Here is a 23,624-nt window from a genome sequence, read left to right on the forward strand (position 1 = left end):
TAGGCCCGACGCTTGATGACCTTGATCGTGTTGTTAATGCCCTCGACGACGCTGGTGTTCAGCCGGTGGCGGCAGCGCGAGACGATGCCGGGCAGGTAGGGCTCCAGCAGGCGTGCGAAGCGCTGCAGGGCCTGGATTCCGCTCTCGTGCGCTTGCTGCACCCATTGCCGCCACGCCTGGTGCGTCCGCTCGGGGCTGCGCTGGAACCACAGTCTCTTGAGTTCGTCGCGTAAGAGGTAGACCGTCAGTAACGCTTGGTTGGCCTGCAGCAGCTCGTCCAGGTGCACCGCCTGGCCGGCGTTCAACGACGTCCGGTTGCGCGACAGCAACCAGCGGCTAGATTTGATCACTCGCCATGCCCGCGCAGGGCCGGGGGTACCTCCACGGGTTCGGGGTTCGCCAGCGCCTCGATCGGTTGGTTGGCCGCGATGCGTCTGAGCAGGGGCAGGGTGTGGGTACCCCATGACCCGGTTGCCGCACCTTCGTCTTCGCGAGAGGGTGAGCGGAACAAGCCGTCAGTTAGCCGGCCCCCTTGATGGCGCCCGCGGATGGCCTGCACATATCCCGCGGCCTCCAGGGCCCGGATGTGCTTGTGCAGCGAGCCGTGTGAGCGCATAACCCGACTGAAGGGGCAGATCTAACCGCTTCAGGCAACCATGCATTTGGCAACGAGGCCGTCCATGCCTGTACTCACCGGCGAAACCGACTAATACCTCTGGACCGCCGAGGACCACGACGCGGACGTCCTCTACAATCTAGGAGAGATCTCACAATCCCCCGCCAGTGGCACCGGTTCTGCCGTTGACGTCGTTTCACTGCCACGAGTGTTGCGCGGCACCCTGCCCTCAGACTCCAGGAGAGATGCGATGTACCAGTCTTACGCGCGAGCGATACTGATCGGCGTCGGCCTCTGCACCTCCGGGGCCACCCTCGCGGAGACATCGGCGCCTCCGATATCGACGGTTCAAGAGGTTGAGGCTGGGGAGCTTTTCCCTCTGGTTCCCGGTAAAAGCACGTTCAGGGTGGTCGACGGAGACGGAGAAGGACGGCAAGTCGTGCTGGAACTGATTCCCGCAGACGGTGAAGGCCGCTGGGAAGTTCGATTTGGTGACTACAACATTCTCCATCTTTCCGAGCTTTGGGATGGCAGCGTGGTGCTGACCGGTCTGGACGTGCTGACGCAAGGCCAGACCGTGCTGTACGAGCCACCCGTGGTGCTGCTACCCAGCAGGATCGTGCCCGACCGGACATGGAGCGCCTCTGGCAGGGCCACCGTCGTGAATAGAGAGACGCAAGAGGTTGAACACACGGGTGAGTACCAGCACCGAGTCATGCCCATCACTCTAGAGCGGTATGCGACTCCGGCGGGTGATTACGAAGGCTTCCTGGTGCCGATCGAGCAGAGCATCGATCTTGATGCTCCGGCGGTGATCCGGTTTTGGCTCGATCTTGGCTTCTTCCCCGGCCAAGGACTGGTGAAACGGTCGATGAAGTTCGTCGTCGACAAACCCCTGTGGTTCGGCTCGACCACACGCCGCACAGCAGATCTCGTCCGTTAGGGAAACACCGATTTACTCCGCCGTGGGCGGTGCCGATCGTGCACGTCTGGGATAATACGTGGGGGTTCGGACCGCCGGCGGCGATCGAAGCGCACTACCATCAACCACTTCAGGGGTCCGTTCGTGCAGCGTGACCCAAACCAACGGGACTCCGGGAAACCCGGGGCGGTTCATGCGCACGGTCATACCGGCGATGCCATAGCGCCGCGCCAGTTCTGGATCACTCCCGCTGGATGGTGCCTCCTGAAGCTCTCGCCCGATCTGGGGCGTGGAGCACGTTCGCATGAGTCGTACTCGCCATTGATGCCATCCCTGCGTTCGGTTGTCAGAAATGGGGTAGAACCCGAGTCGCGTCCAGTGGAGTAAGAGCGGTGGGGTTCTCCTTCGTTGTTGCGAGTTCGGCGACTGCAACTCTAACGAAGGCTCACGGTGGCTTCACCACCCTCGATCTGCACCACTTCCGGGGACGTCCGGATCCGGAGGAGAATGGAACGTTGCGAGCTTGGGTCTAGCTCTGATTAAGGCTAATGTGGCGCGGTTATTGCGCCCGGACCCCGGCCATCCGATTCCTGCAAGGAGCGCGAGCATGTCAGCAAGACAACAAGTCACGGAACTGCTGAGCAGCGCTGACGTCGAGGCCGGCGGCGAGCGGCCCTGGGATCTCCAGGTCCACGACGAGCGCCTGTATCAGCGCATTCTGGCCGAGGGCTCGCTCGGTGCTGGAGAGGCCTACATGGACGGCTGGTGGGACACCGAGCGGCTCGACGAGTTGTTCTTCCGGATCCTCCAGGCCAGCCTGGACGACAAGGTCCGTACGCCGTCGGTACTTGGCCAGGTGTTGCTGAGCTGGCTCGGCAACGAGCAGAGTCGCCGGCGCTCGCGGCGGGTCGCGGAGCAGCATTACGACCTTTCGAACCGGCTCTACGAGTCCATGCTCGGGCCGACCATGCAGTACACCTGCGCCTATTACGGCCCCGACGGGGCTGACGCGACCCTGGACGAAGCCCAGCGCGCGAAGCTGGACCTGATCGCGCGCAAGCTGCATCTGGAGCCGGGCATGCGCGTGCTCGAGCTGGGCGGCGGGTTCGGCGAGCTGGCCCGGTATCTGGCCGCCGAGCACGGCTGCGAGGTGGACAGCTACAACATCAGCAGCCAGCAGGTGGAGTACGCGAGAGGACTCTGCGAGGGCCTTCCGGTCGATATCCGGCAGCAGGACTACCGCGAGGCGGCCAACGAATCCCGGCAATACGATCGTGTCGTGAGCATCGGCCTGATGGAGCACGTCGGCCCGAAGAACTTTCGCGCCTTCTTCGAACTCGCGCGCTCCCGTCTGAAGCCCGGTGGCCTGATGCTGCTGCATACCATTGGCGGCAACGTCAGCCGCAGCAGCACCGACCGCTGGATCGCCAAATACATCTTTCCCGGTGGCGTGATCCCGTCCGAGGCGCAGCTCACCCGGGCCAAGGAGGGGGTGTTCGTGCTGGAGGACTGGCACAACTTCGGCCCGGACTACGACCGCACCCTGATGGCCTGGGATGCCAATTTCGTCGCCGCCTGGCCGGAGCTGAAACAAAGCGAAGGGCTGGACGAACGCTTCTACCGGATGTGGCGCTATTACCTGCTGAGCTGTGCCGGCGCGTTCCGGGCCCGTCATCTGAATCTCTGGCAGCTCGTGCTCAGCCACGGGGATCTGCCGCGTTACGAGCCGGTCCGATGAGCAGCGCCGCCTGGGCCGCCCACCGCAATCGTGTGGAGGCGATGGCCGCGGCGCTGGCCGGGTCCGACGGGCCGGTGCGCCTGAGAAAGTCCACCAGCAACCTGTTCAGGCCGCGCGAGGAGGCCCGCCGGACCGAGATCGACGTGGCTTCGCTCAACCACGTGATCGAGATCGACGCCGAGGCCTGCGTTGCCGAGGTCGAGGGCATGACGACCTATGCCGATGTGGTCGACGCAACCCTGCCGCACGGCCTGGCACCGGCCATCGTGCCGGAGCTCAAGAGCATCACGGTCGGCGGCGCGACCACCGGGATCGGCATCGAGTCGGGCGCGTTCCGCTACGGCCTGGTGCACGACATGGTGGACGAGCTCGACGTCATGGTCGCCGACGGCCGCGTGTTGACCTGCTCGCGCGAGCAGCGCCCGGAACTGTTCTACGGCTTTCCGAACTCCTACGGCAGCCTCGGGTACGCCACGCGGGTCCGGCTGCGGCTGATTCCGGTGCAGCCCTATGTCCGGCTCGAGCACACACGCTTCCGCGACCCCGAAGAACTGTTCGCCGCGATCGCCGAGGAATGCGCGCACCCGACCTGCGCGTTTCTCGATGGCGTGTACTTCGCTCCCGGCGATTTCGTGCTGACCCGCGCGCATTGTGTCGAAGCGCCGCCGGCGGGCACCGAGGCCAGCGACTACACCTGGATGCGTCAGTACTGGCAGAGCCTGCGCGAGCGGCGCGAGGACTATCTGAGCATCCACGACTACCTCTGGCGCTGGGACACCGACTGGTTCTGGTGCAGCAAGAACGTCGGCGCCCATCTCAAGCCGGTGCGGCTGCTGCTCGGACGCAAGCGCCTGTCGAGCGTGACCTACCAGAAGATCATGCGCGCCAGCCGCCGCTGGCCGCTGAGCCTGCTCCATGCCGTACGGCCGCGCAGCGAGGCGGTGATCCAGGACGTCGACATCCCGATCGCCAGCGCCGCGGCGTTTCTGGAAGATTTCGAGGCCGAAATCGGGATCCGTCCGGTGTGGATCTGCCCGTTTGTCGTGCCAGAGGCCGGGTTCTCGTTGTTCGAGCTGCGTCCCGATACGGCGTACATCAACTTCGGCTTCTGGGACATCGTCCGCTCCAGCGAGCCCGACGGCTATTACAACGCGAGGGTCGAGGCACTGGTCGCGAAGCACGGCGGCAAGAAGAGCCTGTACTCGCGCAGTACCTACGACGAAGCGACCTTCTGGCAGAACTACGACCGCCCGGCCTACGAGGCCCTCAAACACGAGTGCGATCCCGAAGGGCGCTTTCCGGGACTCTATGAAAAGGCGGTGCAACGGGGCTGAGGCCGGTTTTTCCTCCAGGCGGAAAATCCTTGTCCACCCTGGCTGATTGCGCGCCGGGAAATCGCGGAGACCGGCAAGATCGCGATCCACGGTGAATGCCCCGTCGCGCGTCCTGGTTGTCGTGGTCCGACCGCATCAACGTAGTTTGCGCTTTTGAGCCCCACCCTGGGGCTGCCCGCGCCGGGTAGCGGCATCGCGGGTTCGGTGTGCGGTATCGAACAGACGGTGAACGCGCATGGGTCCAATATGGCTTAAGAGGCTATGGCTATTGTGACCGGTATCGGGGCGATGGCTCTGTGTCAGAAACCGGCACGCCGGCGATGGGTTGCGAACCCGTAGGTTGGAGGTCGAGCCTATTACGGAGTCCATACATGGATCCAGAAGTACTGCACCAAGAAACAACCGGTGATCCCCGAGCGTTACAGCGGGCACTGTCCGCTTATCGTGCGCCGCGCCTCGCCCGCAGCGTCTTCGAACTGCTTGTTACGGTGATCCCGTTCGGCCTTTTCTGGTTTTTGACCTGGGCAAGCGTGAGCGCTGGCTACTGGCTCGGTCTGCTGCTGGTGATACCCGCCGCTGGATTTCTCGTGCGGGTATTCATGATCCAGCATGACTGCGGCCACGGCTCCTTCTTTCCGTCCCGGCGCGCCAACGACTGGGTGGGACGGGCCCTGGGGGTGTTGACGCTCACGCCCTACGACCTCTGGCGCCACACCCACGCCCTCCATCACGCGCACTCTGGCAACCTGGATCGCGCTGACGAGGGGGGCATCGACACCTTGAGTGTGCGCGAATACCAGGCCCAGCCCCGGATGCAGCGTCTTCGGTACCGGCTGTACCGCCACCCGCTGATCCTGTTCGGCCTGGGGCCGGTCTACCTGTTCATGTTGCAGAACCGCGTACCCGTCGGGTTCATGCGCGCGGGATGGATGCCGTGGCTGAGCACCATGGGTACGAATGCGGCCATCGTGCTGGTCGTCATAGCGATGATGTCGCTGGTGGGGGTGGGAACCTTTCTTCTGGTGCACCTGCCGATCGCGATTCTGGCTTCTTCCATCGGCGTCTGGCTGTTCTATGTGCAGCACCAGTTCGAGAATACGCGCTGGGCGCACGACGAGGAGTGGTCCTTCCGCGAAGCCGCGCTCTATGGGAGCTCCTACTATGATCTGCCGGCTCCGTTGCGCTGGATGACCGCGAATATCGGGGTACACCACGTCCATCATCTCGCCAGCCGCATCCCGTTCTACCGGTTGCCCGAGGTGCTGAAGGATTTCCCGCAGCTTCGCGAGATTAGTCGTCTCACGCTGCGGCAAAGTCTCCATTGCGCACGACTCGCCCTGTGGGACGAGGAGCGCCGGCGTCTGGTCCCCTTCGAGCACGCGAACGCGGAGACGCCTCCGGTGCGCGCGTGAGCGCGAAGAGCGAGTTCTCCGGCAGGGAATAGGTCGCCCGCGCTCGACTTGTCAGTCAGGCGCGGAAGATAGGCGTGCAAGCGCGATACAGGCAAATCCTGCGTGCGTGGCTCGGGCTGCACCCCTGTCTGGCAGATGGCTCGTTCGATGAGGTATTCGCGAGGCTTGATCACAAGGCGGCCACGGAAGCTCTGGAGCCTAAAGCGAAACCTGATTAGCACGGATGCTCCGCAGGCTTACTCTGTGAGCCACCACCGGGCGTAGTCTGGACCTGCGCCCAGAACGGAGCGCAGCAGCATGGCCCAGAATCGGAATCAGTTTCAGGCAGGAATGTCGATGCCCGAGTTCATCGCCCAGTACGGCACCGAGGCACAATGCGCAGCGGCGCTGGAGCAGACCCGCTGGCCCGATGGCTTTCGCTGCCCGCGCTGCGGTAGCGCGGCGCACGGCGCACGGCGTGATTAAGGCTGTCCGCGGGTCGGAGAACAAGGTCCCGTTCGTGGCCGCGGTGTTGCTGACCGAGGACGAACACCCGCTGCGCGTGAAGCTGTCCCCGGTTCCGGGTTTCACCTTCCGAGCCTTGTGGGACTGGTCGCGCCAGAGCTTGGCGCCGGGTTGCACCGTATACTCCGACGGTCTGGCCCGCTTCAACGCGGTCACCATGGCCGACTGCGCGCACCAGCCCACCGTGGTCGGCGGCCGCAAGCCGAAGGACCTGCCGGAGTTTCAGTGGATCAACACCGTGCTCGGCAATCTGAAGACCAGTCTGAGCGGGACCTACCACGCCTTTGCCTCCTCCAATAATGCGGCCCGCTACCTGGCTGCGTTCGCATACCGGTTCAACCGACGCTTCGACCCGGCCACGTTGCCGCAGCGCTTGCTGATTGCTGTGGTGCACTGCGGTCGGCGGCCGGAACGCGAATTACGGTTTGGGGAGCATTCGTGCTAATGAGGTGTTGGATTGTATTCCATCCTGCGAGGTCGACCATGCTGAGCCGTCTCTACAATCTCTGGGCAACCCTGCGGACCGGCTTTTGGTTTGTGCCCACGCTCATGGCTGTCGGCGCGGTCGGGCTGGCTGTTATAGCCCTTAACCTTGATGCCGGCCTGCCGGAGGAGGAGGCCCGAAAGTTTTGGCTCCACAGCGGCGGGCCGGAGGACGCCCGCAATTTGCTGTCGACCGTCTTTTCCTCAATGGTCACGATGGCGACACTCGTAATATCGATCACCATGGTGGTGTTGACGCTAGCCGCCAGTCAACTTGGACCACGACTGGTAGGCAACTTCATGGGCGATCTCCGCACACAGATCGTGTTCGGCACCTTCCTCATGACCATCATTTATTGCCTGCTAGTGCTTCGCACCCTCGACAGCGAATTCGACATTTCCGCGGTGCCGCACATTGCGATCACGATCGGCACTGCGCTCGCCCTCATCAACCTGTTCGCGCTGCTGTTTTTTATCCACATTTTAGCTCGGTCGATCATTTCCGATACAGCGATCCGACGTGTCAACAGAGATCTCCGCGATTCGATTTCACGCCTTCTGCCGGCGAAGGACGAAGGTCAACCTCCCGTTGAGCGGCCGAAGGCGGATGACGTGCTGCCGGCCGACTTCGATGAACATGCGGCTTCTTTGTGGCTATCCGAAGAAGGCTATGTGCAGGCGATCAAGTATGCGCACCTCGTGGAAATCGCCTGCCGGCACAAGGCGGTGGTCCGCCTGGACTTCCGTGCCGGTGATTTCGTCATGCGAGGATCGCACAAGGCCAGTATCTATCCCGGGCGCCTGCCCGAGCCGGGTCTGGTGACCGAAATCGAAGGCGCGATCCTGGTCGGCGAAGATCGCACGGAGGTTCAGGATCTGGAGTTCTCGATCCGCCACCTGGTCGAAATCGCCGTGCGCGCGCTTTCGTCGGGCATCAACGATCCCTTCACCGCCACTGCCGTTATCGATCGCTTGGGCGCTGCGCTCGGCGAACTGATGCGGCGGGAACTCCAGCCCGAGGTGTTTTGCGATGAGGCCGGCGTGGTGCGCGTGGTTGGCCGAGCGCCGAGCTTCCGTGATTTCATGGACGTCGCTTTCCACCAGATCCGCCGAGCCGGAGCTACCCACCCCGCGGTCATCATCCATATGCTCAACACCATTGCGCGGCTTGCGGTCAACGTCCGCCTGTCCAGCCAACGCGACGCTTTGTACGATCACGCCGTCATCATCGCCGAAGCCGGCCGCTGCGGGGCGTCGGGAGCCTCCGACATGGCCGACATCGAGGGCAGCTATCAGGCGGCTCAAATGGCGTTAAAGTCAAACGCATAGCCTAGGGCCGCACCGGATGATCAGGCAACCCGGCAGCAGTACCCCGGTTCTATAGCGACCCCGACGACGGACCCGCCAACTGCGCTACTTATCTGGGCTGAGATCGATATCTCTCCATCCCCACACGAGCATTGCAGAAACTGCTGAGAGATAATCCCTTGGCAAAGTACGCGGCCGCGTCTCTTAAAAAATCCGGTTCCTTGGTCACCCGGGCCAGGTCGCGCCTCAGACGCGCGACCTCCTCATCCCTTGGCGCCCCAGTACCGGAAAAGGCCTTGCTGGCCCCGGCCTCCGCCTCCCGAACCCAGCGGGTCAGCAGGTTCGGACTGATACCTAGCTCCAGGGCAATCTGCCGGCAGCTTGTGTCCGATCGACGGACCAACTACACCGCTTCCCGCTTTTATTCGGGGGTGTAACGTTTACGTTTCGACATGAACATTCCTTCGGCTCAGTATGGGACTCATCGTAAGTGTCCGCGTTAACGGGGTAGAACCCGTCCGGATCTTTCGGCGATAGAACATATGAAGCAGGACGTGGCAGTCTATACTAGGTATTACAACCTGGAGCGGCGTCATACGGCCGCCGGTGATCTGTCACCTTTAGAGTGCGAAAACGCGCTGAATAAAGTGTCCGGTTTTTGTTGACCAGAACTAAGGGAAGTCGGCAATATGTGGAAACCATCATTTTTAGGCTGCTAGATGCTTAGTCCGTTACAGGTGATCGCGGTGGGTTTCGGTCCCGGCGCCGACAGCGGAGTCCGGGTCCTGGCCGAAGTCGATCGACTGCAAGGTCGAGGAGTGTTGCGCCTCATCGACATGCTCTTCGTTGCTAAGGACGAGGACGGCACGATCCAGCGCCTGGTCATCGGTGACGACGAGGACTTCGGCGTTCTCTTGGCGAGCATCATCCCACTCGACGGTGCCCATCACGTGAAAACCGCAGTGGGCGATGGCTCGTCGGGCTTCAATGCGGCGGACGCATGGGCACTGATCGAGTCCCTGTCGCCGGGGACGGCACTCGCATTCCTGCTCATTGAGCACAGTTGGGCGCAGCCACTGTTCGACGTGATCGCCGAGACCGGTGGCACACTGTTGGGCGAAGGATTCCTCACGCCCGAAACCGGGCTGTTCGTCGGCTCTGAGGTCGCAGCGATGGAGCAGGCAGCGACGGAGATTGCGGCAGCGCAGGCCGCCGAAGCCCACGCATTGCTCTCGGCCTTGGCGGCACAGACCCATGCAGCTGAGTCGATCGCAGCCTCCGAAGCGATCGGCGGTGCCGCTGCCGCTCGCGCCATACAGGCGCTGATCACTGCAGGGCTTGTGGAGGAAGCAGCCGCCCACGAGGCCGTCGACGCCTTGATCGAGGCCGGCCTCATCGCCGCCGCTGCCCACGAAGCAGCCGCCGAGGCTGTGTCAGAAGGTGCCGCCACCATCAAAGCAGCATCGATTACCATGGCTCAGGCACTGGTCCTGCGCTACTTGCCCACTCAGTTGACCTTCGCGGTCATCGCCGAGAAACTCGGCATCTCACGGGCAGCCGCGAAGCAACGAGCAGAGCGCGCCTACAAGAAGCTCGGGGTCCACAGCCGCGCCGAGGCAGTCGCCCGGGCCCGCGCACTAGGCCTCATCGACTGACCGACAAGCCCGCTTGCCGGCGCAACTTCCCGTTCGCCCCCGAATGACTGCTTACTGTACAGCGCCCATGCTACCAATGGCCTCATGCTTCGAGCTTGCCTGGCTCATCGCGCTTTTCGTCCTTTGAAGGATTAGCGGCTCTGTTGCACAAAACGGTTGAAGGTCGGGGTTCCCCTTCCCCGGGCAGACAAATCCCACTGTCGCCTTCCCGTAAATTCGGTCCATTGAAAACTGGAGGTTTCCGGGCACACTAGAGCCAAAGGAGGCCGAGATGCGCAAGAGTCGGTTTACGGAAAGCCAGATTGTTCAGACGCTGAAGCAAGTCGAGGGCGGCCGGAAGGTGAAGGACTAAAGTGGACCGGGATGCCCGAGGCGATGTTCACGTTCAGGGTCTCGACGTCGATTCTCTTTGCGCAGGCCTGTCAGGCCCGAGCATCTTCGATGCTGGTAACGGTGGCCCCGTCTGGCGTCCCTTCGCGCAGAAACCGCGCCCAATCCGCCATTAGTCGCGCCCGCTGAGGTAACAACTCATCGCGGGCATAGGCCGCTCGGGTGGCATCGCTGTTGACGTGTGCCAGCGCTAATTCGCTCACCTCATCGGCGTAGGTGGTGCAGGAGCGGGCCCAGTCCTTGAACGTCGATCGAAATCCGTGCGGTACCGCGTCCACCTGCATGCGTTTGCAGACGGCGCTGATACTCATATCGGACAGCGCACCGCCTCGGGGTGCGGTGAATAGCAAATTGGAGTTCGCGAAGCGGGGCAGGCCTTCCAGCAGGGCCACGGCTTCATCGGACAACGGAACCCTGTGCTGTTTGCCCGCTTTGATCCGTTCAGCAGGCACTGTCCATGTTCGGGCGTCCAGATCGATTTCATCCCACGTTGCGCCGCGCACTTCACCCGATCGGGCGGTCGTCAGGATGGCGAATTCCAGCGCCCGTGCGCCCATGCCGGGCCGTTGGCGCAGCGCCTCCATGAATGCTGGGACATCGTTCCAGGGCAGGGCTCGGTAATGGTCGCGCTTGCGGATCTTGCGCGGGGCAGGCAACGCAACCTCCAGGTTCCCTTTCCAGCGGGCCGGGTTGTCGCCTTCGCGATAACCGCTCACGGTGGCCCAGCTGAGCACCGATTCAATGCGCTGGCGTATCCGGCTGGCCGTCTCGGTCTTTTCTTTCCAGATCGGGTCCAATACGGCTTTGACGTGCCCCAACTCGATAGCGGAGACCGGAAGTTTGCCCATCGTCGGGAAGGCGTAGTGCTCCAGCGAGCGAATCCAATCCTTGCGGTGCTTCAGGTTGCGGAACTCGTCTTGCTTCGCGGCATGGCATTGGTGGGCGGCTTCGGCGAAGGTGAGTCGCTTGGCTTCCTCGGCGCGCCTGGCGTCCTCTGCGGCCCTGCGTTCGACTACTGGATCGATCCCTCGCCACAGCTGATCCTTGAGCTCCCGAGCCCGCTCACGCGCTTGTGCGAGCATGACATCGGGGAATCCTCCAAGACCGAAGTTGCGACGTTTTCCGGCCACGCGCGCGCGTAACACCCATTGCCTCGATCCGGTGTCCGTCACCCGCAGCGTCAGGCCGGACACGCCGCCCACCGCATGGAAGCCTGGACGGTCGATCCGTTTGACCTCAATGGCGGTTAGCTCCTTCGCCTTCTTCGGCACGTCGTCCCTCACAGAGTTATGTGGAGGCTTTTTGTGTAGTGCCTCCTGTATACCCAAAAAAGATGTTCTTGGATGCTACAGGTTGAGACGAAGTTCAACAAGGAGAGAACGGGGAGTCCGGACAAGGGCCGAAGAACCAGAGAGATAGAGAGGCTCTGTGAGACCTACTGAAACACCGGGGCGGTGGTCCTCCGCTCCACCAAACACCGAAAAAGGCCTGCTGTCGCAGGCCTTTTTCTTTTTGCGGGTTACGGGTTCGCTCGGCGCCGGGCGGGCGCGGCAGGGTGGCGGGCGAAGTGCTCGGGCGCATGTCGCCGGACGTGATCGGCGAGGGCATCGGCCGGTAAGGGCGGACTGCACAGATAGCCCTGCCAGGCGTCGCAGCCCTGGGAGGCGAGAAATCCGAGTTGTGGGGCGCTTTCCACCCCCTCGGCGAGGACGTCCAGTCCGAGGTTGTGGGCCATGCCGATGATGGTCACGGCCAGCTCGGCGTCGTTGCGGTCCTCGGGAAGGTCGCGCACGAAGGTCTGGTCGATCTTCAGGATGTCGATCGCGAATTCCTTCAGGTACGCCAGCGACGAATAGCCAGTGCCGAAGTCGTCGATGGCCAGTGCCACGCCCAGCTGCTTGAGCTGTTGCAGGGTGCCGCGGGTTGTGTCGGTTTGCTCCATCAGGGTGCTTTCGGTGAGTTCCAGGATCAGGCGCCGGGCCGGAAGGCCGGTCGTCTGGAGGACCTGGCGGACCTGCTGTTGCAGGCCTGGTGCGGCGACCTGGCGGGCCGAAAGGTTGACCGAGATCTCCAGCGGCGGGAGCCCGGCCCGGTCCCAGTCCACGACCTGGCGACAGGCTTCGTGCAGGACGAACGCGCCAACATCCGCGATCAGCCCGGTTTCCTCGGCCAGTGGGATGAACACGTTCGGCGCGATCAGACCGCGTTCCGGGTCGCGCCAGCGCACCAGTGCCTCGACGCCGGTGATGGCCCCGGACGTTGTCTTGATCTGGGGCTGGTAGAACACCTCCAGTTCGCCCTGTGTCAGCGCGCGGCGCAGCCGGTTCTCGGTCTCCAGGCGCTGATTGGCGGCATCGGTGAGGGCGGTGCGGTAAAAACGGAAGGTGTTGCGCCCGGCGTCCTTGGCCTCGTACATCGCGGCGTCGGCCTGCGTAATCAGGTCGCCGGCCTCGGTGGCATCGTCGGGGAACAGGGCGATGCCGATGCTGGCGCCCACCTGGAGGTCGTTCCAGCCCCCGACCGCGAAGGGTTCGGCGATCAGCGCCAGGAGCTGGCGGGCACGGGCCTCGAGTTCGCGGTGTTCGGCGACGTCGTCGATGATCGCGATGAACTCGTCCCCCCCGATGCGTGCAACGGTTCGGGCCTCGAAGCGCGTCGTGAGGCGCTCCCCCAGGATCTGCAGGAGGTCATCTCCCACGCGGTGACCCAGGCTGTCGTTGATGGTCTTGAAGCGGTCCAGGTCCACGAACAGGATCGCCAGTGGCCCCTTGCCATGGTGGGCTTGTTCCATGGCCTCGTTCAGCTGTTGCTGCAGCAGCGTACGGTTGGGCAGGCCGGTGAGCGGATCGTGTCCCGCCTGATAGGCCAGTTGAGCCTCGTGCGAGCGCAGGCGGGCCTCGGCCGCGCGGCGCTGTTCGACCTCCAGCGACAGACGGGTATTGAGACGCCGGTAGTAGAGCGCCGCCAGGCCACTCAGCAGGAGCAGGCCGGCCAGCAGCCCGAGCAGGACCTCCGGGCGGGCCTCCCAGTAGGCGCGCAGGTCGATGACCACCGGACGGTCATACGGCGGGCGTCCCAGGTCCTCCAGCAAGGCATGCACGGAGGCGTAGGACAGCGGCGCCGACCAGCCGTGGTAGCCACCGGCGCGCGCCGCGGGATGGTCCGCGGGAAGGCTGAGCAGCGCGATACTGACGGCCTCGGCCAGGTGGTCCGGCGTGTGTTCGAGACGCGAGAACGGCCATTCCGGGTAGAGCCGGGTGGAGTGGGCAAACGGGAATCCCGCGATCTCCCGGGGTTCCAGCACCCGCAGGGTGTCGGGGGCCAGATTGCCCGAGCGCAGCTGTGCTTCGAGCACGCCCGTGCGCACGATACCGGCATCGGCCTGCCCGGCCAGCAGCCCTTCGAGTACCCGGTGGTGAGGCATGCCGGTGAAGTCCAGCGAGGTCAGGTCTTCCCGGGGGTCCACACCGGCGCTGCGCAGGGCCTCGTGGGCGGCCAGCCAGCCCCCCAGGGAGTCCTCGTTCACGGCGAGGAGGCGCTGGCCCCGCAGGTCGGCGAGCGACTGGAGATCCTCGCGCTCGTCGAGGACCAGGATGGTCCCGCCGAACTGGCGGATGGGCTGGCCCTGTTCCTCGACGATCAGGGTCGCCAGGCGAGTGATGCCCTGTTCGGCCTCCAGGCGCACGTAGTGCCCCGTGTTGGTCAGCACAAGATCGATGTCCCCCGCGGCGACGGCCTGGTCGAGCTCCGGATAGTTCAGGGCGCGGATGCGGAACTCGGCCGCGTCGATCTGCGTGCTCAGATACGCGGCGGTGGGCTGCCACTGATTCGCGGTCTCTTCGGCATCGCGAAAGGCCAGCACGCCGATGGTGTATACGCTGGCGCCGTCACTATTTGCCGCCATTGCGGGGGCGGCAACGGACAGGCTGATCAGCAGGATCAGCAGACGGGGCAAGGTGGATGGATGGCGCATCGGCAAGAGCCTACTATGCGAAGGGACTTGCCGTACACGTTGGGGCGCGAACGGGCGCTGGGGTACCGGCTCGCGGGAAGGGGCGGTCACGCGGCGCTTCTGGCCGCCGCGTGACCGATGGGGCACGCTACCAGCTCTTGTAGGGCAGGAACTTGCCGTTCCAGGTGATCTTCACACGGTCGCCCTTCGGGTCCTCGACCTTGTCGATGTCCATGGTGAAGTCGATGGCGCTCATGATGCCGTCACCGAACTTCTCGTGGATCAGCGCCTTCATGGTGTCGCCGTAGACGTTGATCGCCTCGTAGAAGCGGTAGATCACGGGGTCCGTCGGGATGGACTTGTCCCAGGTCTTGTGCGGGAAGGCCTGCAGCGCCTGCGAGACCTCGGGGCCGAGGCCGAGGAAGGTCGCCAGCTTGTCGGCCTGGTCGTCCTCCAGGTGGTTCATGCCGTAGCAGGCGGAGGTCACGTAGACCTCGTGCAGCCCGGTGGCCTCGGCGATCGCGGCCCAGGTGGTTCCGCGGTTCTCCTTGGCCTCGAGGATGGTGGTGGTCATGGCGCTTTTGCTGAGACTCATCTGAATGCTCCTTGAACGATGAAAAGGGTCGGGATCAGACCGCGCGGACCATGCGCGGGCCGGGTTCCGGTTCGGCCTCCGACTTGGCCGGGTTGACGATGCGTGGGGTGTGACGCGGGTTGTCGCCGCGCGCGGCGGCCTCCTGGGCCTTGGCCGACATCACCTTGGCGCCCTCGACCAGGAAATCGACCAGGTGGTTGCGGATCGGGTAGTACGCCTCTTCCTGGTGGAGTGTGGCCCGGGTGCGCGGCCGGGGGATGTCGATCTTGACCGACTCGGCGACCTGGGCATGCGGCCCGTTGGTCATCAGCAGCACGCGGTCGGCAAGCAGGATCGCCTCGTCCACGTCGTGGGTGATCATGAACACGGTCTGGTGGGTCTCCGACCAGATCTTCAGCAGCTCCTCCTGGATGACCCCGCGGGTCAGGGCGTCCAGGGCTCCGAACGGCTCGTCCATCAGCAGCAGCTTGGGTTCGATGGCGAAGGCCCGGGCGATGCCGACGCGCTGGCGCATGCCGCCGGAGAGTTGCGCGGGCTTGCGGTCCATGGCGTGGTCCAGCCCGACCATGTGCAGGTAGCGCTCGGCGTGTTCCAGGCGTTTCGCCTTGCTCCAGTTCGGCCAGCGGGCGCGCACCGCGAACATCACGTTGTCGCGCGCCGACAGCCAGGGCAGCAGGCTGTGGTTCTGGAAGATCACGCCCTGGTCGAGGCTGGGGCCGGTGATCTCCTTGTTGTCCATGATCACGTTGCCGTCGGTGGGCGTGGCCAGTCCGGCGAGCACGTTGAGGATGGTGGACTTGCCGCAGCCGGAATGCCCGATCAAACAGACGAATTCGCCCTTGTTGATGGTCACGTCCACGCCCTCGAACACGGTCATCAGGTCGCTGGAATCGGGCTGCGGGAAGCGCTGGCTCAGGTTCTCGATCTCGAGGAATCCCTTGCTCATGTTTGGTCTCCTTTGGGGCTGCGCCGACTCAGTCGGCGTAGCGCACGAATTTGGTGGCCTGGGCGAGGGAGGCATCCAGCAGGAAGCCGACGATGCCGATCATGATGATCGCGAAGATCACGCTGGCGAGATCGAGGTTGTTCCACTCGTTCCAGATGTAGTAGCCGATGCCGGTGCCGCCCACGAGCATCTCGGCGGCGACGATGACCAGCCAGGCGATGCCGATGGAGATGCGCATGCCGGTGAGGATGGTCGGGGCCGCGGCGGGCAGGATCACGGTGAACGCGGTGCGCAGGTTCGACAGTTGGTGGGTCTTGGCTACGTTCAGCCAGTCATTGCGCACCGAGGCCACGCCGTAGGCGGTGTTCACCAGCATCGGCCAGATCGAGCAGATGAAGATCACGAAGATCGCCGACATGTTCGAGTCGCGGATCACGAACAGGGCGAGCGGCATCCAGGCCAGGGGCGAGATCGGCTTGAGGATCTGGATGTACGGATCGAACGCCTTGTTCAGCAGCGGCGACATGCCAATCACGAAGCCGAGCGGGATGGCGATCAGCGCGGCCAGGGCAAAGCCCAGCAGGACCCGGTAGATCGAGTAGGCCAGCTGGATGCCGATCCCCTTGTCGTTCGGGCCCGCGTCGTAGAACGGGTTGCTCAGTTCGCCGAAGGCGTGGCTGAACACCTGGGTGGGGGCCGGGATGCCGCTGCTGGAACTGCGATCGGCCCCGCCCCCCATCAGCTGTTCGTACTCGCTCAACTCGCCCTGCTGGGGTGCGATGACCTCCGGGGCGGTGGCCAGCTGCCACACGCCCAGGAAGACCACGAGCATCACCAGCGAGAGGACGGTCGCCCGGAAGTTGAGATTGCTCAACATGGCTTAGCTCCTGCGGATGTCGAAGCTGTCGAGATAGCCTTCCGGGTCGGTGTAGTCGAACACCTTGCCCATGATCTCGAAGTTCTTGTAGGTGTCACTGGGCGCTTCGTAGCCCAGCTCGGTCATCACTTCGGCGCATTCGCTGGCGAGGAAGACGTCTTCCGCGAGGCGGTTGTAGTCGAAGTCGCGGTCCACATAGCCCCAGCGCTTCATCTGGGTGAGGATCCAGGTGGCCATCGAGTGCCAGGGGAAGGGGTCGAAGTCGATCCGGTGCGGGTCGTTCTTGACCTCGCCCAGCCCGTCCGCGTAACGCCCGGTCAGCACCTGCTCGACCACCGATTGCGGCTGGTTGAGATAGGCACGCGGGGAGATGGCCTCGGCGATCTCGGCGCGGTTGTTGATATCCGAGCTGTACTGGGTGGCCTCGATCAACGCGCGGAACAGGGCACCGAAGGTGTTCGGATGCTCGTCGGCGAAGGCGGCCGAGCAGGCGAAGGCGCAGCACGGGTGGCCGTCCCAGATCTCCTTGGTCAGCATGTGAATGAACCCGATGCCGTCCCAGACCGCGCGCTGGTTGAAGGGGTCGGGGGCCAGGTAGCCGTCGACGTTCTCGGCACGCAGGTTGGCGACCATCTCCGGCGGCGGGACGACGCGGATACTGATGTCGCGATCGGGATCCAGCCCGTGTTCCGCGACGTAGTAACGCAGCAGGAAGTTGTGCATGGAGTACTCGAAGGGCACGGCGAAGGTGAAGCCCTTCCAGTCCTTGGGATCGCGCTTGTCCTTGTGCTTGTTGTGCAGGGTGATCGCCTGGCCGTTGATGTTCTCCACCGCCGGCATGATGTAGTGCTCGCGCGAGGAGCCGGAGCCCAGGGTCATCGACAGCGGCATCGGCGAGAGCATGTGCGAGGCGTCGTACTCACCGGACAGCGACATGTCGCGGGCCACCGCCCAGCCGGCGGTCTTGATCACGTCGACATCCAGGCCGTGGCGCTCGTAGAAGCCCATGGGGTGGGCCATGATGATCGGCGTGGCGCAGGTGATCGGGACGAAGCCGACGCGCAGCTTGGTCTTTTCCAGAGGCCCGCCGTCCTTGATTGCGGCCTTGACCTTGTCCAACGGCAGGATGGAGCCCAGGGCCGCGGCCACCGTGCCGCCCCCGATCATCTGCAGGAAGCGGCGGCGGTTGATCTCGTTGTGGCCGAACATGCCGCGCACGATGGCGCTCTCCACCGCGCGATCGACCATGGCCTCGTCGCTCAGGTCCTCGCCGGTGGCGTGGGCATCGGCCTGTACGGGCTCATGGGTGGCGCGTCGTTCCAGTTTCTCTTCCAGGTCCGGGGACGCGGTGTCGAAGCAGCTGCAGCTGCCGGGACCGGTGTGCCCGTGGCGGCAGCTGGAGCCGTGGCGCAGGTCGGCGTTGGCGTCGAAGGGATCGTGAAGACTCTTGGTCGGCATGGTCGGCTCTCCTCGTGGGTCGAATCGATGCGGGCATCGTTGCCGCGCATGTCGAGGGTCATTGCAGGTGCCATGCCAAGCGTGGGGAATGGGCCGCCAGGGCGGCGCGCGAGTGCCGGGAGATCGGACCATTGGTCGACATTGTCGACGAAGGGGACAAAAGGTCCGCTGGTGTCTGAGCGGTGGGCCTAAGTGGTTTCTATGCCGAGCTTTTTCAGGCGATAGCGCAATTGCCGCGGGGTCAGGCCCAGGTCCATCGCGGCGCGGGTCTTGTTGCCCCCGGTTTGCTCGATCGCGCGCTTCAGGCGCTCCGCCTCGGTGGCCTGCACGCGCTGATACGGCCGCACCGCGCTGGTGCAGGACGCGCCGGAAGAGGGCAGGGTTCGGGGCTCGTTGTGCCGCGATGGTGCCGGTGCATGCTCGTCGCGGAGGCCGTGCCGCTCGGCCTCGAACGGGCTGATGCGGGATTCCTCGTGCAGGATCTCGTCGATCAGCGGCGTGCCGATGCGGCCATCGGTGGACAGCAGTACCGCGCGCTCCAGCACGTTCTCCAGCTGGCGGATGTTGCCGGGCCAGTCGAAGGCCTCCAGGCGTTCCAACACGCCCTCGTCGACGACCACGTTCCAGCCGTGGAGGTGGGTGTAGCGGTCGAGGAAGTGGCGGGTGAGCAGGCGGATGTCGCTGGCGCGGTCGCGCAGGGCCGGCATGTGCAGCGGGATCACGTTCAGGCGGTAGAACAGGTCGAGCCGGAAGTTCCCGGCATTCACCGCGGCCTGCAGGTTCTGGTGGGTCGCGGCGATGATGCGTACGTCCACCGGGAGGTCGCGGTTGCCGCCAATGGGCTGGACCACCCGCTCCTGCAGCACGCGCAGGATCTTCGACTGCAACGCCTCCGGCATGTCGCCGATCTCGTCCAGGAACAGCGTGCCGCCGTCGGCCAGGGCGATCTTCCCGGTCTTGGCGCTGGAAGCACCGGTGAAGGCCCCCTTTTCGTGCCCGAACAGTTCGGATTCCAGCAGGTCCGCCGGGATGGCGGCGCAGTTGATGGAGATGAACGGCTTCGCGTTGCGCTGGCTGATCCGGTGGATCATGCGCGCGATCTTTTCCTTGCCGGTGCCGGAGGCCCCGGTCACGAGCACCGTGGCCTGGGTGTACGCGATGCGGTGGACCTGCTTGAGGACGTGCCGCAGGGCCGGGCTCTCGCCGAGGATGCCGTACTGCCCGCCCTGGGTATCCAGGGCGCTCTTCAGATAGCGATTCTCCGAGACCAGTTCGGCGGTGCGTTCGGCGATCAGCTGATGGATGCGCAGGACCTGGCCGATCATGCTGGCGACGACGCGCAGCAGGTTCAGATCGTCCTGGAACTGGCGCGAGCGGCGGCGCAGCCGGTGGACGCCCAGCACGCCGATGGCGTGCTCGTCCTGGACGATGGGCACGGCGATGTAGGCGACGGTCTCCTGCGGCAGGGTGGAACGGTCAATGGCGCGCGCGAGGTATTCGGGCTCGTTGTCGATGTCCTGGATCAGGGCGATCTGGCCGGTCTTCATGACGCGCCCGGTGACACCCTCGCCGAGGCTGTAGCTGCCGCGGTCGCGCTCGGCATCGGTCAGGCCGTAGGCGTGGCGGATACGCAGCTGGCCACTGTTCGGATCCGGCAACAGGACCCGGCCGCGGTTGAGTCCCAGTAGCTGGGACATCATCCCGAGGATGCGGTAGATCGCGGCATCCGGGTCGCCGGAGCGGCCCATCAGCTTGGCAACCTCCAGCAGCAGGGTGATCTCCTGCTCTCGGGTGGCCAGGTCGGGTGCCGCCGAATCGGGTACGGGTTGCGATGCCATGCGAGGGCTCATGCAGAAAGCCTGCCAGCGCCGAAACGACGTTCTGAAGGGCGTTCGGGCGTATCTGGCTGGGTCGGGACGAGGCGGTTGCCTCGAGGTGGGGCAGGGCCTTGCACTGTTGGGTTGCGCTTGCCCGTATTGTGTGCGCACAAAAGGCCCGGCCAGAAACGGCCGGGCCTGGACATGGACTGGAGGGATCAGCCCTCCGCGTGATAGCTGCTGCGCTTGATCAGGCGCACGCAGATGGCGTCGAGCATATAGCCGATGATGCCGATGACCAGCACGAAGGCGGCCAGTTTGTCGTACTCCAGGGTGTCGCGGGCATCGTTGATGGCGTAGCCCAGCCCCGAGGTGACGCCCAGGTACTCGGCCGGCACCAGCACGATCCAGGCCACACCCACCGCCAGGCGAATCCCGGCGAACACATCCTGGGCGATCGCGGGCATCACGATGTAGCGCAGGGTGTGGTACGGATTGGCGCCCAGGTTGTTGCCCACCTTGAGCCACATCGGATCGATCCGTTGCACCCCGTGCGCCGTGGCGTAGGTAATGGGCCAGACGGCCGCGATGGCAATCAGGAAGATGATGGCCGCATCCCAGGTGGCGAAGGCCAGTACCGCGACCGGCATCCAGGCCAGCGGCGAGATCATCCGCAGGAACTGGAACGGCACGTGGGTGACCTGCTTCAGCGTCAGGAAGTAGCCGATCATGACGCCCAGTGGCACGCCGATGGCAATGGCGTAGGCCAGGCCCCAGCCCACGCGGTACAGGCTGGACTCGATCGGCGACCACACGGCCCCGGAGCTGACGATGTCCCAGAAGGCCGCCAGCGTGGGCCCCGGAGCGAAGCTCGCGAAGGCCATCGTGTCCTCGTTGTTGCCGATGGCCCAGCCGCCCCAGTACCACAGGGCGAACAGGCCGGCGATGCCCAGCGCCGGGTACTGCAGCGCCCGGCGCGCTTGGTCCGCGAACCGCAGCAGCGGCATGAGCCGCTCCACGGTCGCGGTGTCGACGGAGAGTGTGGCTTCGCGGTTCATAGGACCACCACCTCCTCGCGGGCATAGGGCGAATCCATGTCCACGCCCGGGGCGCCCTGCCAGGCGGTGTGTTTTTCCATCGCCTTGCGCACGAAGTCGTAGTTCACCAGGTCGTCACTCACGAACTCCGGGTCCAGGCCTTCGAGGAAGGTGGTGTCGCCGCCGACCAGCGTCTCGTTCATCGCTCCGACCAGCATCTTGGTGGCCGACGGGTAGGGCCAGGGCGAGAAGTCGATGCGGCCGTTCTCCCATTCGGGGTGACGGATCGCGCCGCTGTCGGCGTAGGTGCTGTCGTCGTGGTAGTTCGTCATCGCGCGTTCCACCACGTTGGCGGGCATCGGGAGATACCCCTTGCCATCGCGCGAGAGCATGGTGGCGACACTCTTCTTGTCTTCCTGGATCGTGCCCTGGGCGCGGACCACGGCGTTCATCACCTTCTGGGTCCACTCCGGCTCGCGGTCGGTCAGGCGCTCGTTCATGCACACCACGCAACAGGGGTGGTTCTTCCAGATGTCGCCGGTAAAGCGCAGCACGTTGCCGCGCGCCAGCAGCTCGCCGGCCGCGTTGAACGGCTCGGCCACGATGTAGGCATCAATGGAGCGCGCGGCCAGCGCCGGGGGCATGTCCGGCGGCGGCATGATCATCAGGTTGACCTCGTGCGCCTCCAGGGCCGAACCCTGGTCGCGGATCACCGGGGTCAGGCCGGCGTCGCGCAGGGCCATCTGCATGACCACGTTGTGCATGGAGTACCAATAGGGCACGGCCACGCTCTTGCCGCCGAGATCGGCGAAGGTCTGTACATCCACATGGCGGCCGGTCACTACGGCCGAGCCGTTGGTGTGGGCCCAGGACATGATCTTCACCGGGAAGTCATTCTGGTAGCGCATCCACAGCGGGATCGGCTTGAGCAGGTGCACGAGGTTGAAGCGGTTGGCGGCGAAGGACTCGATCAGCGGCGACCAGCCGCGAATCAGGGTCGGGTCGGCGACCTCCAGCCCTTCGTCCTCGAAATAGCCCTCGGAGTGGGCGACCAGCAGGGCGGCCGCGTCGGTGATCGGGATGTAGCCGATGCGCACGACGCCGTCGAAGTCGCTGACGACGCCTTCGGGCTCCTCGAGGCTTCCGGGTTCGGCCCCGAACAATGAACCGGGCAGGGCAAGCCCGCTCCCGGCCAGGCCGCCGACGGCGGCGGTACGCAGGAAGTTGCGACGGGAGAAGCTGCGATCCAGCAGCCGGTCCAGTTCGCTGTCGATGTCGTGGTGGTTGTCGCAGTTGCACATGGTGGCGGTTCCTCGCTCGGGTTCGGGGTAGTGGTGGAGGTGGATCATGCGGCGCGTACGCGCGCCCGGGATTCGGATGAAGAAGACTCGTCTTGTTCGCTTTCGGTATCCGGCGTCGGGGCTTCGGCCTCCGCTGAACCCTTGTCAGTGGCCGGGGTGCGGGTGGCGCCGAAGTAGCCCATCAGTTCGGCCTTGCGGTCGACGAAGGCCTGGCTGTTGCGATCGCGCGGGTGGGCAATGTCGATCGGCAGTTCGGCGGTGATGGTCCCCGGGTTGGAGCCCATGACCAGCACGCGGTCGGCCATGGCGACGGCCTCTTCGATGTCGTGGGTGACGAACACCACCGAGATCCCGCGTTCCCGGGCCAGGCGGGTGACTTCGTCCTGCAGCGCGACGCGGGTAAAGGCGTCCAGGGCCGAGAACGGTTCGTCGAGCAGGAGCAGCTCGGGGTCGGTGGCCAGGCTGCGGGCCAGGGCGACGCGCTGTTGCTGGCCGCCGGAGAGCGACTGCACGTTGACCTCGGCCTTCTCGCTCAGACCCACGGTCTCCAGCAGCTGGTCGATGCGTTCGCGCATGTCGGTCTTGCGGCCCTGGAAGATCAGGCCCAGCGAGGCGTTCTTGCGCACTGTCATCCAGGGGTAGAGCGAGGGCTTCTGGAACATCATGTTCCAGCGCGGGCTCGGCTTGATGACCTGGTGGCCGTTGATTCGCACGCAGCCTTCGCTGGGCAGCAGCAGGCCCGCGAGCATGTGCAGCAGGGTGGACTTGCCGCAGCCACTCTGGCCGATCAGGGCGACGGTCTCGCCCGGTGCGACGGTGACCTGGATGTCCTTGAGCGTGGGGGCTTCCTGCCCGGGATAGTGGTGGGTGATGTAGTCGATGGAGATGGCGGCGCCCATGGCGTTTCCCTCTTGACCTTCGTTCATGAGCCGCCGGATGGATCGGATCGGCGGCGCGTTCAAGGGGGTTCCTTACAAGGGGCGTGCCAAACCCGTCGTGTTGCCCGGGAATTTCGTCTGGACCGGGGGCGAAACGGCGCGCTGGTGCGCAATACAGGGAGCGGCGAACGAGGCATCGCAGAAGCGGGGGGGATCCGGCGTGGGGGGCGAGAAGTGGACAATCCGGACAATGCGGACCAGTTCGAGTGGACAAAGCGGACGGATTGTCCGACGGGGGGATGGGTTGGATTCGGGTGGCCCAGCTGGAAATGGCTTTGTGGTGCGGTCCGCACGGTTTTGGCACGGCTTCTGCACCGGGATGGACGACCCGGTCGAATGCC

At 64.7% G+C, this 23,624-nt stretch carries 16 protein-coding genes and 4 pseudogenes; 7 read left to right on the forward strand and 13 right to left on the reverse strand.

Annotated features, from left to right (window positions below; translation table 11 throughout):
• Positions 1 to 368: pseudogene (locus F817_RS0112030) on the reverse strand (transposase); the annotation flags it as partial.
• Positions 350 to 616: pseudogene (locus tag F817_RS13820) on the reverse strand (transcriptional repressor LexA); the annotation flags it as partial. The pseudogenes F817_RS13820 and F817_RS0112030, both read right to left, overlap by 19 nt.
• Positions 617 to 866: 250 nt before the next feature.
• Between F817_RS13820 and F817_RS0112040 the strand changes: the two are divergent.
• From F817_RS0112040 to F817_RS0112065, 6 genes and pseudogenes are all read left to right on the forward strand, one after another.
• The gene (locus F817_RS0112040; RefSeq protein ID WP_024327888.1) at positions 867 to 1,559 is read left to right on the forward strand and encodes a hypothetical protein; all 693 of its coding nucleotides are present in this window, start codon (positions 867 to 869) and stop codon (positions 1,557 to 1,559) included.
• Between the two features lie 586 nt (positions 1,560 to 2,145).
• Positions 2,146 to 3,276, forward strand: coding sequence for a cyclopropane fatty acyl phospholipid synthase (gene cfa / locus F817_RS0112045; protein ID WP_029681126.1), 1,131 nt, complete (start codon positions 2,146 to 2,148; stop codon positions 3,274 to 3,276).
• The gene (locus F817_RS0112050; RefSeq protein WP_024327890.1) at positions 3,273 to 4,610 is read left to right on the forward strand and encodes an FAD-binding oxidoreductase; all 1,338 of its coding nucleotides are present in this window, start codon (positions 3,273 to 3,275) and stop codon (positions 4,608 to 4,610) included. Before cfa ends, F817_RS0112050 begins: the two co-directional genes overlap by 4 nt.
• Before the next feature lie 371 nt (positions 4,611 to 4,981).
• Positions 4,982 to 6,022: a fatty acid desaturase gene (locus F817_RS0112055; protein WP_024327891.1), complete on the forward strand. Its 1,041-nt coding sequence runs from the start codon at positions 4,982 to 4,984 to the stop codon at positions 6,020 to 6,022.
• A gap of 297 nt (positions 6,023 to 6,319) precedes the next feature.
• A pseudogene (locus F817_RS13825) lies at positions 6,320 to 6,971 on the forward strand (IS1595 family transposase).
• Positions 6,972 to 7,009: 38 nt separating this feature from the next.
• Complete coding sequence (locus F817_RS0112065) at positions 7,010 to 8,338, forward strand: DUF2254 domain-containing protein (protein WP_024327892.1); 1,329 nt, start codon at positions 7,010 to 7,012, stop codon at positions 8,336 to 8,338.
• A gap of 187 nt (positions 8,339 to 8,525) precedes the next feature.
• On the opposite strand, the pseudogene F817_RS14360 reads toward F817_RS0112065, so the two are convergent.
• Positions 8,526 to 8,726, reverse strand: a pseudogene (locus tag F817_RS14360) (transposase); the annotation flags it as partial.
• A 310-nt stretch (positions 8,727 to 9,036) separates the two neighbouring features.
• Between F817_RS14360 and F817_RS0112070 the strand changes: the two are divergent.
• Positions 9,037 to 9,972 carry a LuxR C-terminal-related transcriptional regulator gene (locus F817_RS0112070; RefSeq protein WP_024327893.1) on the forward strand — a complete coding sequence of 312 codons (936 nt, stop codon included), beginning with the start codon at positions 9,037 to 9,039 and terminating at the stop codon, positions 9,970 to 9,972.
• Positions 9,973 to 10,394: 422 nt separating this feature from the next.
• Here the strand turns inward: F817_RS0112070 and F817_RS0112080 are convergent, their stop codons facing one another.
• From F817_RS0112080 to F817_RS0112125, 10 genes are all read right to left on the reverse strand, one after another.
• The gene (locus F817_RS0112080; protein WP_024327894.1) at positions 10,395 to 11,645 is read right to left on the reverse strand and encodes a site-specific integrase; all 1,251 of its coding nucleotides are present in this window, start codon (positions 11,643 to 11,645) and stop codon (positions 10,395 to 10,397) included.
• 236 nt (positions 11,646 to 11,881) lie between these two features.
• Entirely contained in the window at positions 11,882 to 14,335 is a 2,454-nt protein-coding gene (locus tag F817_RS0112085) for a bifunctional diguanylate cyclase/phosphodiesterase (protein WP_024327895.1), read from the reverse strand.
• Between the two features lie 127 nt (positions 14,336 to 14,462).
• A complete protein-coding gene (gene cynS / locus F817_RS0112090; protein ID WP_024327896.1) occupies positions 14,463 to 14,909 on the reverse strand; it encodes a cyanase in 447 nt (148 codons plus the stop codon).
• A 34-nt stretch (positions 14,910 to 14,943) separates the two neighbouring features.
• The gene (locus tag F817_RS0112095; RefSeq protein WP_024327897.1) at positions 14,944 to 15,855 is read right to left on the reverse strand and encodes an ABC transporter ATP-binding protein; all 912 of its coding nucleotides are present in this window, start codon (positions 15,853 to 15,855) and stop codon (positions 14,944 to 14,946) included.
• Between the two features lie 28 nt (positions 15,856 to 15,883).
• Positions 15,884 to 16,732 carry a nitrate ABC transporter permease gene (gene ntrB, locus F817_RS0112100; protein ID WP_018169998.1) on the reverse strand — a complete coding sequence of 283 codons (849 nt, stop codon included), beginning with the start codon at positions 16,730 to 16,732 and terminating at the stop codon, positions 15,884 to 15,886.
• 3 nt (positions 16,733 to 16,735) lie between these two features.
• Entirely contained in the window at positions 16,736 to 18,190 is a 1,455-nt protein-coding gene (locus F817_RS0112105; RefSeq protein WP_018169997.1) for a CmpA/NrtA family ABC transporter substrate-binding protein, read from the reverse strand.
• 188 nt (positions 18,191 to 18,378) lie between these two features.
• On the reverse strand, positions 18,379 to 20,028 hold the full coding sequence (locus F817_RS0112110) for a sigma-54-dependent Fis family transcriptional regulator (RefSeq protein ID WP_024327898.1): 1,650 nt from the start codon (positions 20,026 to 20,028) through the stop codon (positions 18,379 to 18,381).
• A gap of 197 nt (positions 20,029 to 20,225) precedes the next feature.
• Positions 20,226 to 21,065: an ABC transporter permease gene (locus F817_RS0112115; protein WP_018938548.1), complete on the reverse strand. Its 840-nt coding sequence runs from the start codon at positions 21,063 to 21,065 to the stop codon at positions 20,226 to 20,228.
• Positions 21,062 to 22,345, reverse strand: a complete 1,284-nt coding sequence (locus F817_RS0112120) for an ABC transporter substrate-binding protein (RefSeq protein ID WP_024327899.1) — start codon at positions 22,343 to 22,345, stop codon at positions 21,062 to 21,064. The genes F817_RS0112115 and F817_RS0112120 overlap by 4 nt, the downstream gene beginning before the upstream one ends.
• Before the next feature lie 44 nt (positions 22,346 to 22,389).
• Positions 22,390 to 23,244 (reverse strand): ABC transporter ATP-binding protein, encoded by an 855-nt coding sequence (locus F817_RS0112125; protein ID WP_024327900.1) that lies wholly within the window; start codon positions 23,242 to 23,244, stop codon positions 22,390 to 22,392.
• Between the last annotated feature and the right edge of the window lie 380 nt (positions 23,245 to 23,624).

It is taken from the genome of Thioalkalivibrio sp. AKL19 (genome assembly GCF_000420165.1).
Classification (GTDB): domain Bacteria; phylum Pseudomonadota; class Gammaproteobacteria; order Ectothiorhodospirales; family Ectothiorhodospiraceae; genus Thioalkalivibrio.